The organism is Streptomyces sp. NBC_01288 (assembly GCF_035982055.1).
Classification (GTDB): domain Bacteria; phylum Actinomycetota; class Actinomycetes; order Streptomycetales; family Streptomycetaceae; genus Streptomyces.
Genome location: NZ_CP108427.1, coordinates 8,739,711 through 8,753,080, shown reverse-complemented (window position 1 = coordinate 8,753,080; position 13,370 = coordinate 8,739,711). Strand labels below are relative to the sequence as shown.

General features: G+C 71.8%; 13 protein-coding genes. 6 read left to right on the top strand and 7 right to left on the bottom strand.

Annotated features, from left to right (window positions below; translation table 11 throughout):
• Window positions 1-5 precede the first annotated feature (5 nt).
• The 5 genes from OG194_RS39440 to OG194_RS39420 all read right to left on the bottom strand — a co-directional run bounded on the left by OG194_RS39440 (window position 6) and on the right by OG194_RS39420 (window position 5,437).
• Complete coding sequence (locus OG194_RS39440; protein WP_327405510.1) at window positions 6-866, bottom strand: SGNH/GDSL hydrolase family protein; 861 nt, start codon at window positions 864-866, stop codon at window positions 6-8.
• A complete protein-coding gene (locus OG194_RS39435) occupies window positions 863-2,026 on the bottom strand; it encodes a glycosyltransferase (protein ID WP_327405509.1) in 1,164 nt (387 codons plus the stop codon). The genes OG194_RS39440 and OG194_RS39435 overlap by 4 nt, the downstream gene beginning before the upstream one ends.
• Window positions 2,023-3,150 carry a glycosyltransferase family 4 protein gene (locus tag OG194_RS39430; RefSeq protein WP_327405508.1) on the bottom strand — a complete coding sequence of 376 codons (1,128 nt, stop codon included), beginning with the start codon at window positions 3,148-3,150 and terminating at the stop codon, window positions 2,023-2,025. Before OG194_RS39430 ends, OG194_RS39435 begins: the two co-directional genes overlap by 4 nt.
• A gap of 139 nt (window positions 3,151-3,289) precedes the next feature.
• Window positions 3,290-4,708 (bottom strand): HEAT repeat domain-containing protein, encoded by a 1,419-nt coding sequence (locus OG194_RS39425; protein ID WP_327405507.1) that lies wholly within the window; start codon window positions 4,706-4,708, stop codon window positions 3,290-3,292.
• 336 nt (window positions 4,709-5,044) lie between these two features.
• A complete protein-coding gene (locus OG194_RS39420; RefSeq protein ID WP_327405506.1) occupies window positions 5,045-5,437 on the bottom strand; it encodes an ankyrin repeat domain-containing protein in 393 nt (130 codons plus the stop codon).
• Between the two features lie 256 nt (window positions 5,438-5,693).
• On the opposite strand from OG194_RS39420, the gene OG194_RS39415 reads away from it, so the two are divergent.
• Both OG194_RS39415 and OG194_RS39410 read left to right on the top strand, forming a co-directional pair.
• On the top strand, window positions 5,694-5,888 hold the full coding sequence (locus OG194_RS39415) for a hypothetical protein (RefSeq protein ID WP_019059657.1): 195 nt from the start codon (window positions 5,694-5,696) through the stop codon (window positions 5,886-5,888).
• 34 nt (window positions 5,889-5,922) lie between these two features.
• Window positions 5,923-7,500: a hypothetical protein gene (locus tag OG194_RS39410; RefSeq protein WP_327405505.1), complete on the top strand. Its 1,578-nt coding sequence runs from the start codon at window positions 5,923-5,925 to the stop codon at window positions 7,498-7,500.
• A gap of 75 nt (window positions 7,501-7,575) precedes the next feature.
• On the opposite strand, the gene OG194_RS39405 is transcribed toward OG194_RS39410, so the two are convergent.
• Window positions 7,576-9,078, bottom strand: coding sequence for an SCO1417 family MocR-like transcription factor (locus tag OG194_RS39405; protein ID WP_327405504.1), 1,503 nt, complete (start codon window positions 9,076-9,078; stop codon window positions 7,576-7,578).
• Window positions 9,079-9,142: 64 nt separating this feature from the next.
• Between OG194_RS39405 and yczE the strand changes: the two genes are divergently transcribed.
• The 4 genes from yczE to OG194_RS39385 all read left to right on the top strand — a co-directional run bounded on the left by yczE (window position 9,143) and on the right by OG194_RS39385 (window position 12,616).
• Complete coding sequence (gene yczE, locus OG194_RS39400; protein WP_327405503.1) at window positions 9,143-9,832, top strand: membrane protein YczE; 690 nt, start codon at window positions 9,143-9,145, stop codon at window positions 9,830-9,832.
• Window positions 9,829-10,596: a glycerophosphodiester phosphodiesterase gene (locus OG194_RS39395; protein WP_327405502.1), complete on the top strand. Its 768-nt coding sequence runs from the start codon at window positions 9,829-9,831 to the stop codon at window positions 10,594-10,596. The genes yczE and OG194_RS39395 overlap by 4 nt, the downstream gene beginning before the upstream one ends.
• Before the next feature lie 40 nt (window positions 10,597-10,636).
• Window positions 10,637-11,986, top strand: coding sequence for an MFS transporter (locus tag OG194_RS39390; RefSeq protein WP_327405501.1), 1,350 nt, complete (start codon window positions 10,637-10,639; stop codon window positions 11,984-11,986).
• A gap of 255 nt (window positions 11,987-12,241) precedes the next feature.
• Window positions 12,242-12,616 (top strand): RNA polymerase-binding protein RbpA, encoded by a 375-nt coding sequence (locus OG194_RS39385; RefSeq protein ID WP_003977404.1) that lies wholly within the window; start codon window positions 12,242-12,244, stop codon window positions 12,614-12,616.
• 131 nt (window positions 12,617-12,747) lie between these two features.
• Here the strand turns inward: OG194_RS39385 and fxsA are convergent, their stop codons facing one another.
• Window positions 12,748-13,305 (bottom strand): FxsA family membrane protein, encoded by a 558-nt coding sequence (fxsA, locus tag OG194_RS39380; RefSeq protein WP_327405500.1) that lies wholly within the window; start codon window positions 13,303-13,305, stop codon window positions 12,748-12,750.
• Window positions 13,306-13,370 lie beyond the last annotated feature (65 nt).

Sequence of the window (13,370 nt, the reverse complement as noted above, 5' to 3'; positions counted from 1 at the left end):
AGGCCCTATGCGGCGTCCGGTTGCTCCTGCTGCACCGACAGGGACGCCAGCGCCATCGACACGGCATGGGACGCGCCCAGGTCGAGGCGCGCGCTGGTGCCCCGCGCACGGTGGCGCATCTCGTCGGCGGCGAGCCTCAGGAGTTGGGGCAGCAGGTCGGTGCAGCGGCGGGCCACCCAGCCGGTGCCCGCGGTCGCCAGCCACAACAGGCTGGCCGACCTGGTGGGCGCCGGGAACTCGGGCTCGGGTGAGGGTGCGGCCCCCGTGGCCACGCCCTCCTCGGTGAGCAACGCGTGGAAACGCAGCGCCAGTTGGCGGTGCCCCCGCTCACTGGGGTGCAGCCGGTCCGCGCTCCAGATCGCGCGGCCCATGATCCACTCGCCCTCCGCCGCGTGCAGATGCACGGCCCCGTAGCGCTCGGAGAGCGCGTGCACCACGGTGTTCACCGCCCGCTGGCGTCGGGCGAGCGGACGGGCCAGCGCGCCCGGGAGGCCGAGCATCGCGCCCGGGTCGGGCAGGCAGGCCGTGAGGAGGGTCGCGCCCTGCGCCGTGAAGGCCGCGTAGACCTCGTCGAGGCGGGCGGCCACGGCCTGGATGTCGAAGGTGCAGCGCAGGGTGTCGTTGACGCCTATGACGACGGACACGACGTCCGGGTTCAGGGCGAGCCCGGCCGGGGTCTGCCGTTCCAGCACGTCCCGCGTCTGCGCCCCGCTGACCGCCAGGTTCGTGAACTCCACGGCCCCTTCGGGCTGTTCGGCCAGCCCGCCGGCGAGCAGCGCGGCCCAACCGCGCCACGCCTCGCCGACGGGATCGCCCACGCCCTCGGTGAGCGAGTCACCGAGGGCGACGAAACGGACCGTTCTCATGCGACGCCTCCGGGCACGAACCGCCGTACCGGAACATCCGCGTCGTGCGCGGCGAGGAACGCGTCGACCGCCGTGTTCCACCCGAAGCACTCGGCACGCGCGCGTGCGATCTCCCGCCGCTCCACCTCTGAACGTTCGAGCAGCATGTCCACGGCGTCCGCGAAGGCCCTGCCGTTGTCCGCGGCCGTGGCGCCGGCGGAGCCGATGACCTCGGGCAGTGCGGACGAGGCGCTGGCCACCACGGGCGTGCCGCAGGCCATGGCCTCCAGCGCGGCGAGTCCGAAGGTCTCGGCGGGCCCGGGTGCCAGGCACACGTCGGCGGAGGCCTGGAGCGCGCCGAGCAGCCGTCGGTCGGAGACGTGCCCGAGGAAGGTGACCGGCAACCCGCGCTCCCGCGCCCGCTGTTCGAGCCGGGCCCGCAGCGGCCCGTCCCCGGCGACCACGAGAACCGCCCGCCGCCCGCGCCGTAGCAGCGCCTCCAGGGCGTCGAGGGCCGTACCGGGCTTCTTCTCCACGGAGAGCCTCGTGCAGGTCACCAGCAGAACCTGGTCCACGCGCGCGTACTCCGCGCGCAGCACCGGGTCCCGCAGTGCCGGCCGACTCCCCACCAGGTCGACGCCCAGCGGAGCCCGTACGACATTGCGGGCGCCGATGCGGACGAACTCCCGCTCGGCGAACTCGGTGGTGCACACCACGCGCGCGTAGGTGTGCGCCGTACGGACGTTGAGGGCGTCGGCGGTGCGCCGGGACATGCTCTCCGACAGGCCCCAGGTGCGCAGGACGCCGTCGGCGGTCTCGTGGGAGACCATCACGGCGGGGACGCGGGCCCGCCTGGCCCATTTGCCGGTCCAGCGCAGGGTCGTACGGTCGGAGACCTCCAGGCGGTCCGGGGCGAGGTGCTCCAGGAGGTTGGCGACGCGCCGCTTGTCGGCGAGGACGCGGTAGCCGCCGGTGCCCGGCAGCAGCGGCCCGGGCAGGGTGATGACCCGGCCCTGCTCGGTCTCGCGGTCGGTGTGGCGTTCGCCGGGCACGATGAGGATCGGGTCGTGCCCGGCCTCCTTGAAGCCCTTGCCCAGCTCGCGCAGGGCGGTGCGCAGCCCCCCGGAGGAGGGGGCCACGAAGTTGGCGAGCCGCACGATCCGCAGCGAGGCGGTGTTCATGCCGCCACCACCACCCTGCGCGCGGCGAGGACATCTCCGTAGTGCGCGATCAGTTGGTCGCCGACGGCCGCCCAGGTGCGGCCCTCGACCATGGCCCGCGCGGCGGTGCCGTACTCGGCGCGCAGTGCGGGATCGGCGGCCAGGATCCGCACGGCGTCCGTCACTGCGGCCTCGTCGCGCGGCGGGAAGAGGAACCCGGTGCGGCCGTGGGCGACCAGGTCGAGCGGGCCGCCCGCGGCGGGCGCGACGACGGGGACGCCGCTGGCCATGGCTTCCTGGACGGTCTGACAGAAGGTCTCAAAAGGTCCGGTGTGCACGAATATGTCCAACGAGGCGAAGATACGGGCGAGCTCGTCTCCGGTACGCCGACCGAGGAAGACCACGCCCGGCAGCGCCTCGTCGAGGTGCGGCCGGCTGGGCCCGTCGCCGACGACCACGACCCGGACGCCCTCGATGCCGCAGGTTCCGGCGAGGAGTTCGATCTGCTTCTCGGGGGCGAGCCGGCCGACGTAGCCGACGAGCAGTTCGCCGTTCGGGGCGAGTTCGCGGCGCAGCGCCTCGTCCCGGTACTCGGGACGGAAACGCTCGGTGTCGACGCCGCGCGGCCAGAGCCTGACCCGGGGCACGCCGTGCGCCTCCAGGTCGCCCAGGGCCGCGCTGGAGGGCGCGAGGGTGCGGTCGGCGGCGGCGTGCACGGAGCGGATGCGCCGCCAGGCGGTGGCCTCGCCCGCGCCGACGTACGTACGGGCGTATCCGGCGAGGTCGGTCTGGTAGACGGCGACGGCGGGGATGCCGAGCCGCGCGGCGGCGGCCATGCCGCGGACGCCGAGGATGAAGGGGCTTGCCAGGTGCACGATGTCGGCGCGGTGCTCGGTGATGGCCGCGGCGACGCGTCGGCTGGGGAGGGCGACGCGGACCTGGGGGTAGCCCGGGAGCGGTAGGGAGGGGACACGGACGACGGGGCACGGCGACTCGGCGTCGGGCCCGGGGCCGGCCGAGGTGGCCGGCGCGACGACGAGCGGATGATGACCGCGATCCACGAGGTGCCGGGCGGTCTGGAGCGCGCAGTGGGCCACGCCGTTCACATCGGGGGGAAAGGATTCGGTCACGATGACGACACGCATACCCGTGTTCTCGCCGCGCTGGACGTGCCCGCGTCAACGTCGATCTATGCGAACGGTGAACGTCCCATGAGCGTTGCGCTGCACACCCGAGCAGGTCAGACGGCGTCCATGCGCGTCTGACCCGCGGGTCATCCCACGTTCACACTGCGGGGGCGTCGGGCCCGATCCGGCTCCGTACGGCTGTCTGGACTTCCGCTTCCTCGGCCGGGTCGGCGGCGAGCCTGCGGAGCTGCTCCACGACGCGGGCGTCGGCGGTCTCGGCGTGCCGGGCGGCGATCTCGCGGGTGGTCTCCTCACAGTCCCAGAGGCACTCGACGGCGAAGCCGGTGGGGTAGGAGGGGTCGGTGGCGGCCAGGGCGCGGGCGGCCCGGCCGCGCAGATGGGACGAGGCCGTCTCCCGGTACACATGGCGCAGGACGGGGGCGGCGCAGGCGATGCCGAGGCGTCCGGCGCCGTCGACGAGGGTCCACAGGGTGGGGGCGTCGGGCCCTTCGCCCATGACGGCCTCCCTGAGGGCGCCGAGGACGAGGTCGCTGTCCTGCGCTCCGCCCCGGCAGGCGAGCATCCGTCCTGCGGCGGCGCCGAGCGGATCGGGCCGGCGGGCCCAGCCGCGGGCCCGGTCGACGGCGGCGACGGACCGCATCCGTTCGAAGGCGTCCACGGCGGCGTCCACGACGGGTGCCGGGCCGGTGGCCACCGCGCGTTCGATGAGCGGGAGGGCTTCGGGATCGTTGCTGTCGGCGAGATAGCGCAAGGCGGTGCAACGGGCGCCCTCGCCACCGTCCTTGGCGGCCTCGATGATCTCGGGCCGGTCCTCGGGGCCCGCGACGGCGGTGAGGCAGCGGGCGGCGGGGACGTGCAGCGCGGCTCCGCGTTCGAGGCCCTGCTGGGCCCACTCGAACACCGCCTGCACGCTCCACCCCGGACGGGGCCCGGTAGGTCGCATCTGGCGTTGCCAGAGGTCGAAGCAGCCGGCCTCCTGGGCGGCACGCACGCGCGTGCCGATCGATTCGCGTGGATCCTCGGCCCACAGCCGCCAGGGCCGGGGTTCGAAGGCGTCGCGCACGGCGGTGGCCAGTTCGACCTCGCCCTCGGGGTCGGCCGGGAAACGCGCCAGCACGGGAACGGCGAGGGCGCGCAGGCCCGCGTCGTCGTCCCTGAGCGCCAGCTCGTCCAGCGCCCAGGCCCAGTTGCTGCCGGAGGCCGCGTACCTGCGCAGCAGGGCGAGCGCGTCCCGCCTGCCGTAGGAGGCGAGGTGCCCCAGGACAGCGAGCGCGAGGCCCGTGCGTGACTCCTCGGTGTCGAGGACGTCCTCGGTGTCGAAGAGGTGGGCCTCCACGGCGTCCAGGTCGCCGCCCAGATCGAGGTACAGACGGGCGTAGTACAGGGAGCGGTTCTCCACCTGCCAGTCGTGGCGGGGGTCGCGCAGCACACAGTGGTTCAGTGCCGCGAGTGCCTCGGCACGGGGTGCGGTGAGCGCGTGCAGTGTGCCGTCGCCGCGGCCCCGCTGAAGCAGGCCGAGCAGCGTACCGCTGGGCGCTATGACCGGATCGAACATGGGAAACAGCCTCACATCAAGCGTCGACGCAACCGGGGGACGTGCACTACCTGGCCGCGTGACAACACGTCGGGGCGCCCGCCGTTTCCTGCTTGCTGTAGACCATTTTCCTCTGCCTCTCGTAGGTGGCCCATGCGGGCCGCAACTACGGCCCGCGCGGTGCGGCAACACCTGCCCAGCCATCGCGTCCGTAAATCACGACGTCATGATGACCCGGCAGTTCTCGATGCCGCGACCGAAATTTCGGGCGGCGCCGTGCTGCCTTCCCCCGTTTTCCCCCGTTTTCCTTGTCGTACCTGGTCAGAAGGCCCGTCCCGACTGCCGACGGGTCGAGCGTCAGTGCGCGCCGAACAGCTCCAGCAGCTCGCCCTTGGCGAACATCCGGGCCGTGTCGACCGCCGACGGGGTGCCCGCGGCCGGATCGGCGCCGGCCTCCAGGAGGACCTCGATCACCTCTTGCTCGCCCTTGAAGACGGCTCCGGCGAGCGGGGTCTGGCCCCGGTCGTTGATCCGGTCGGCCTCGGCGCCGCGCGCCAGCAGGGCCCGTACGGCGTCCGCGTGGCCGTGGTACGCGGCGAGCATCACCAGGGAGTCGCCGCGGTCATTGGTGAGGTTGGCCGGGACGCCCGCGTCCACGTAGGCGACCAGTGCCTCGGTCCCGCCCTGGCGGGCCAGATCGAAGATCTTGGTCGCGAACTCCACGACCTCGGGGTCGGGGGCTTCACTCATCGGCCTGACCGCCTCTCACTAGTACGGGTGAATCGCCAGCGTACTGGCTCCACAGACACATGACCGGCCCCCTCCGAGGCAAAGATCACCACCAGGCCCGACACAGGTGAAACCCCTGCTCAGACGGCCCGAATGCGCTCCGCCATCCGAGGGAAATTCGCCGAAATTCACCCACTTGCACCTTTTATCGTATGGATACATCCTGTGATCCTGGAACAACTCATGGTGACTGTCCCCACGAACCAGGAGAGCTCAAATGATCCTGTCCATGTCAGGCGTCGTCCTTCTCGGCATCATCGTCTTCCTCTTCTTCAAGAAGGACGGACTCAAGGCCTCCCACGCCCTGGTGGCCGCACTCTTCGGCTTCTACATGGCCAGCACGGCCATCGCGCCGAGCATCAAGGCCGGCGGCGAGAGCCTGGCGAGCCTTCTCGGCGGAATCAAGTTCTGACGCAACCACCCGTACGGACCTTCAGGAGACAGCAGTGGCCCGGCGCCCCCTCCCCCGCATCCTGAGCAACGGCACCGCCCAGATCGCCCGGAGCCGGGAGCCGGCCCGGACGGCGGCCGACAGCGCCACCGATGTCCTCCATCCAGTGATCACGATCACCAAGGGTCTGCGCCGGCTGGCATCCGCCGGCCGGCGCAGATGGGCCGAGACCCCCAAGGACAAGCGCGGGCCGCTGCTCTTCCTGGTGGCCTCGGTGATCCTGGTCGTGGCCCTGGTCCCGTACGGCCCGCTGCTCGCCGCCATCACCCTGATGGCGGCGGCGGCATGGCACGGCCGCGATCGCACCACGCCGGCGCCCGAAGGGCCCGACGAGTCCCAGACCCAGCGCCTCCAGTCCCTCTACGAGGCGCTGGTGCCCTACTTCTCGGCCGCCGAGGACCCGGCTCCCCTGTTCGCCCACGGCGGAGACTGGGAGAAGGCGTTCCCCGCCTACGAGTTCGACGGCGCGGGCCGGATCTCCCATCTGGTCGTCCGCTATCCGGCGTACTTCACCGACGGCGAGGCCGACTCCCGCGCGCGGATCGAGCAGCTGCTCACCGCGAAGTCCGGCCGCGGCCGGGAGTACCACTTCGCATGGGACGAGGAGGGCAACCAGCTCACGATCGGCGTCCTCGCCCCGCTCCCCACCGACATCGCCGCCCAGCGCTTCGTCACCGCCCCCGGCGAGACCGTCCTGGGCTTCACCGACCCGACCCAGGTCCACCGCACGCTCCCCCTCACCCACGGTGAGGAACAGCGCGACGTCCCGCCGGTCGTCTGGCGCACCGGCATCCGCTCCACCGAGCCGAACCTGCTGGTCATGGGCCAGCCCGGCAGCGGCACCTCCACCCTGCTGCGCTCGATCGCCCTCCAGGCCCTCCAGTACGGCGACGTCCTGATCGTCGAGGGCGGCGGCACCGGCGAGTACGCGTGCCTCACCGGCCGGGACGGCGTCCTGGCGGTCGAGTGCGGGCTGACCGGAGCACTGGCCAGCCTGGAGTGGGCCGCCCAGGAGACCGAACGCCGACTGATCGCGGCCAACCGCGCCCGCCAGTCGGGCCACCCGGCACCGGACGACACCAGGCGCCCCCTGTGGATCATCCTGGACCGCCCCAGCGCCTTCGCCCACGTGGCGACGGCCGACGGCTACCAGGACCCCCAGTCCCTCCTCCAGGTCCCCCTCCGGCACGGCCGCGCGGCCAATGTGACGGTCGTGGTGGCCGACCAGTTCGACAGCGCGGACACCCTCAGCGACGCCGTACGGCAGCACACTCGCGCGCGTGTCGTCCTCGGCCCCGCCACCGCCGCCCAGCTGGAGGCGGTGCTGGGCGCTCCCCCGCACACCACGCCGATCGCCCAGGTCCCCCCGGGCCGCGGCTACGCCCGCCTCGGCAGCGGCCCCGTCCACCGCCTCCAGGTCCCGGCCACCCCGGACCCGTACGACGACGCGACGAACGACGCGCACCGCCAGGCGGTCCTGGCCCTGCTCCCGCCGCGCACGACACCGGCGGACGCGGAGGAGACGGTAGCGACGGAAGCGGTGGTCGATGCCGCCGTGGCGGAGACTTCATAAGGAGACTTCATAAGAGGTCGGCGCGGGCGGCCGGGAGTCGCCCGCCCGCGCCGAACCCGGGTGCGTCTTTCCCACCTACGCCACGAAAGTGCGCGGCGATTCGCCGCCGCCCCCGGTGACCCCGTTCTCCACCAGCCGAGCCGCCGCGGCCAGCCGTACCGCCGCCTCCTCGGCCACCGCGCCGCCGACGGTGAACGGCAGTCGCACATAGCCCTCGAAGGCGCCGTCGACGCCGAAGCGCGGCCCGGACGGCACCCGGACCCCGACGCGCTCCCCCATCTCGGCGAGCCGTGAGCCCGACAGTCCGCCCGTGCGCACCCACAGCGTGAGCCCGCCCTTGGGCACCTCGAACTCCCAGTCGGGCAGCTCCCGCCGTAGCGCCGCGACGAGCGCGTCCCGGTTCTCGCGGGCCTGGGCGCGCCGGATGTCCACGGCCTGTTCCCAACCTCCGGTGCTGAACAGCCAGTTGACGGCGAGTTGCTCCAACACCGGGGTGCCCAGGTCGGCGTAGGCACGGGCCGCTACCAGGCTGCGGATCACGTCGGGGGCCGCGCGGACCCAGCCGATGCGCATGCCCGCCCAGAAGGCCTTGCTGGCGGAGCCGACGGTGATCACCGTCGAACCGGCCGGGTCGAAGCCGCAGACGGGGCGCGGCATGTCGACGTCGTCGTCCAGCCACAGCTCGGTCATCGTCTCGTCGGCGACGAGCACGGTGCCTGCCGAGCGGGCCGCGTCCACGAGGCGCCTGCGCTGGTCGTCGTCGGCGAGGGCGCCGGTCGGGTTGTGGAAGTCGGCGACGACGTACGCGAGCCGGGGTGCGGCGTCGCGCAGCACCTGGCGCCAGCGGTCCATGTCCCAGCCGGAGAGCCCGTCGGCCATCGCCACGGGCACCAGCCGGGCACCCGCCTCCCGCATCAGCTGAAGGATGTTGGCGTACGAGGGCGACTCGACGGCGACCCGCTCGCCGCGCCCCGCGAAGAGATGGCAGATGGCGTCGATGGCGCCCATCGCACCGGTCGTCACCATGATCTGCTCGGGCATGGTCGGGATCCCGCGCAGGGTGTACCGCTCGGCGATCATCGCGCGCAGCGCGGGCAGCCCGGCCGGATAGTCGCCGTGTGTGTGGGCGTACGGCGGCAGTTCCTCCAGGGCGCCGTGCACGGCCCGGGTGAGCCACGGCTCGGGCGCGGGCAGGGCGGCGCAGCCGAGGTCGATCACCGAACCGAGTGCCTCCGGGGGCAACGGCTCCAACCCGCGCGCGGGGAGCGGGTTTCCGGCCGGTACGGAGGTCCAGCTGCCGGCCCCGCGCCGGGACTCCAGGAACCCCTCGGTACGCAGCGCCTCGTAGGCGGCGGCGACGGTGGTGCGACTCACGGACAGCGCCAGGGCCAGCTCCCGCTCGGCGGGCAGCCGGGCGGCCACCGGGACGCGCCCCTCCAGGACAAGCAGCCGGATGCCGTCCGCTAGCGCCCGATAGGCGGGCGGGCGGCGGGTACCTGGCCCCGCCGGCCGGTCCTGCTGGGAGTTGAGCAGCCGGGCGAGCTGTGCGGCGCCCATCGCCGAGGTCCACTGCGCCATGGAAACCAGTCCACCTTCCCGGAATTGGCCATGGATGGCATTCGTTCTCAAGCCACAGAGTGCCATGTGTCAGGCCACTACCACCACCAAGGAGCCCCCTTTGTCCACGCAGAGCCGCCTCGGACGACGGTTGGTCCAGCTGTACGTCGGACTCGCGCTGTACGGCGCGAGCTCGGCGCTCCTGGTGGTGTCGGGCCTGGGCCTGGAGCCCTGGAACGTGCTGCACCAGGGCCTCGCCGAACTCACCGGCCTGACGATCGGCGTCGTCTCGATCATCGTGGGCGCGGCGGTGCTTCTCCTGTGGATCCCGCTGCGCCAGCGCCCGGGCCTTGGCACGGTCTCCAACGTGTTCGTGGTCGGCCTCGCGATGGACGGCACCCTGGCCCTGGTCCCTGACGCGCACGGTCTGGCCGTACGGATTCCGCTGCTCCTGGCGGGCATCGTGCTCAACGGGGCCGCCACCGGGCTCTACATCTCCGCGAACTTCGGACCGGGCCCGCGCGACGGCCTGATGACCGGGCTGCACCGGCGCACAGGCCGCTCCATCCGCCTGATCCGGACGGCGATCGAGGTCGCGGTCGTGGCCACCGGCTTCGCGCTCGGCGGCACCGTCGGCATCGGCACCCTGCTCTACGCCCTGGCGATCGGACCGCTGGCCCAGCTCTTCCTGCGCGTGTTCGCCGCCCCGTCGGCATCGGGCGGCAGCACGGTCGTAGCCACCGGGTCACCGGAACGGGCGATACTGCCCCGGTGACCACGCTCATACGTCATCCGTACCTCGACCACCCCGGTCCGATCCCCTTCGCCCACCGGGGCGGGGCGGCGGACGGCCTGGAGAACACCGTGTTCCAGTTCCGCCGCGCGGTCGAACTGGGCTACCGGTACATCGAGACCGACGTCCACGCCACGGCGGACGGGAAGCTCGTCGCCTTCCACGACGAGACCCTGGACCGGGTGACCGACGGCGCCGGGCGGATCGCGGACCTGTTCTGGTCGGACGTGGGCCACGCGCGCGTGGCGGGCAAGGAACCGGTGCCCCTCTTCGAGGAGTTGCTGGAGACCTTCCCCGAGGTGCACTGGAACGTCGACATCAAGGCGGAGCCGGCGCTGCGTCCCCTCCTGGATCTCCTGGAGCGCACCGCCTCCTGGAACCGCGTCCTCGTCGGCTCCTTCTCCGAGAAGCGCGTGGTCCGCGCCCAGCACCTGGCCGGGCCGCGCCTGGCCACGTCGTTCGGCACGCGCGGGGTGCTGAATCTGCGGCTGCGGTCCTGGGGCGCGCCTCTCCCGGTGCGCCGTTCGGCGGTCGCCGCACAGGTGCCCGAGGAGCAGTCGGGCGTCCCTGTGGTTGACCGGCGCTTCGTGCAGGCCGCACACGCGCGTGGAGTGCAGGTCCACGTGTGGACCATCAACGAGGCCGATCGCATGCACCGGCTCCTGGACCTGGGGGTCGATGGCATCATGACCGATCACATCGACACACTGCGCGAGGTCATGGTGGAGCGGGGCGTCTGGGCCTGAGCCCCCGGGGCGACGCGTCCACGGAGAAACGAGGGCACGGGTGGGTACCGACACCCTGCGGTCACAGCCGGCCGACGAGGCCGACGAGCGGCGGCGCGAGCAGCGCGGCTGGTACTTCTACGACTGGGCCTGCTCCGTCTACTCGACGAGCGTGCTCACCGTGTTCCTGGGCCCGTATCTGACCTCGGTCGCGAAGGCGGCGGCGGACCCGGACGGGTTCGTGCATCCCCTGGGGATACCGATCCGGGCGGGTTCCTTCTTCGCCTACACGGTCTCCGCGTCCGTCATCGTGTCGATCCTGGTCATGCCCCTCGCGGGCGCGGCAGCCGACCGTACAGGCCGCAAGAAGCCACTCCTGGCGCTCGCCGCCTATGTGGGCGCGACCGCCACCACGGGCCTGTTCTTCCTGGACGGCGACCGCTATCTCCTCGGCGGCTTCCTGCTGATCGTCGCCAACTCCTCCGTGGCCGTCTCGATGGTCGTGTACAACTCCTACCTCCCGCAGATCGCCCCTCCGGAGGAGCGCGACGCGGTCTCCTCCCGCGGCTGGGCCTTCGGCTACGCGGCCGGCTCCCTCGTCCTCGTCCTGAACCTGATCCTCTTCACGGCCCACGACTCCTTCGGCCTCTCCGAGTCGATGGCCGTCCGCATCTGTCTCGCCTCGGCCGGGATCTGGTGGGGCGCCTTCACCCTCGTACCGCTGAACCGGCTGCGCGACCGCGGCCGTACGACGTCCGAGGCGCCGACGGCGCAGGGCTGGCGGCAGCTCGCGGCGACCGTGCGGGACATGCGCGGCAAACCACTCACCCTGTCCTTCCTGTTCGCCTACCTGATCTACAACGACGGCATCCAGACGGTGATCTCCCAGGCATCCGTGTACGGCTCCGAGGAACTGGGCCTGAGCCAGTCCACGCTCATCACGGCCGTCCTGATGGTCCAGGTGCTCGCGGTGGCCGGCGCGCTCGGCATGGGGCGACTCGCCCGGACGTACGGGGCCAAGCGGACGATTCTCGGCTCGCTGGTCGCGTGGACGGTGACGCTGGCCGCCGGGTACTTCCTGCCCGCCGGGGCGCCCGTCTGGTTCTTCGTGCTGGCCGCCGGCATCGGCCTCGTCCTGGGCGGCAGCCAGGCGCTGTCCCGGTCCCTGTTCTCCCATCTCGTGCCGCCCGGGAAAGAGGCCGAGTACTTCTCGGCGTACGAGATGAGCGATCGGGGCATGAGCTGGCTGGGCCCCCTTCTGTTCGGGGTGACCTACCAGCTGACCGGAAGTTATCGGGACGCGATCATCTCCCTGGTGGTCTTCTTCGTGGTGGGATTCGTGCTGCTCGCGCGGGTTCCGGTGGCGCGGGCGATCAGCGACGCGGGGAATCCTCTTCCCGAGAGGATTTAGCGCTGGAGACGAAAGGGCGGTAGTGTACGCGTTTGGCCTGCCTGGCGTACCGTTACTGCGCGTCAAAGATGACGAATCGCTAGGTGACATCTGCTAGTAGATGTGACAAACCGGGCGCTGGTGGGTACAACAAGGGGCGGCTACGACGGCGACGCATGACCCCGTACGGGAATCTTTACCGCCGACCGGACGTTGACCGGATGACGACGACAGCGACACCTGTCCTGTGGGCGACAAGCCCGGGAGGCACGATTCATGAGTGAGCGAGCTCTTCGCGGCACGCGCCTCGTGGTGACCAGCTACGAGACGGACCGCGGTATCGACCTGGCACCACGCCAGGCCGTGGAGTACGCATGCGAGAAGGGACATCGCTTTGAGATGCCCTTCTCGGTCGAGGCGGAGATTCCGCCGGAGTGGGAGTGCAAGGTCTGCGGGGCCCAGGCACTCCTGGTCGACGGCGACGGCCCTGAGGAAAAGAAGGCCAAGCCCGCGCGTACCCACTGGGACATGCTGATGGAGCGGCGCACCCGCGAGGAACTCGAAGAGGTCCTTGAGGAGCGTCTTGCCGTTCTCCGTTCCGGCGCGATGAATATCGCGGTTCACCCGAGGGACAGCCGCAAGTCGGCCTAGTCCTGAAGGTCCGGAGCGGTTCTACCGCACGAACAAGTACAAGCAAGTAAGCGCGGGCGCCGTACGAACATGTACGGCGCCCGCGCTTTTGCGTGTCCAGGGTCCCGGTGTCCCGGTGTCCGGGAGGAGCGTCAGCGGGTGAGCGGCGGGCGCGGGCCCTGAGGGGCGTCACTGCCGGGCTCGTCGCGGATGACCTCGCCCTGGACGACCTTGCCGTCCGGCCGGTGCATACGGGCCTGCTGGAAGGCGTCTCCCAGGGTGCCCGGGGCGGCCTTGCCGAGCTTCCGCTCGACCACGCGCTCCGCGTAGCGTCCCAGGGCCTTCTGGACCGGCGGGATCAGCAGGAGCAGGCCCAGGGCGTCCGAGATCAGGCCGGGGATCATCAGCAGCAGACCGCCCAGCATCATCAGGCCGCTGCCACCGCCGCTGGCCGGGGCGGTGCCCTGCTGCACGGCCTGGCTCAGGTTCTGGAAGGCCCGGCGGCCCGCCCGCTTGATCACCACGGCGCCGAGCACGAACCCGGCGAGGAGCAGCAGGAAGACCGTGAGACCGCTCGACGCGCCCGCGACCACCGTCAGCAGCCAGATCTCCAGCACCAGCCACACGGCGATGCCCAACGGCAGGAACGTACGCAGCCGGGAACGCGGAGGCCGGGCGGCGGAGGAAGGGGTGGGTGCGCCAGTCGTCATACGTCCAGTGTGCCTGGGCCCGGCTCAGTGCGGGATAAGCGGACGATCAACGAGGCCTGTGAAGT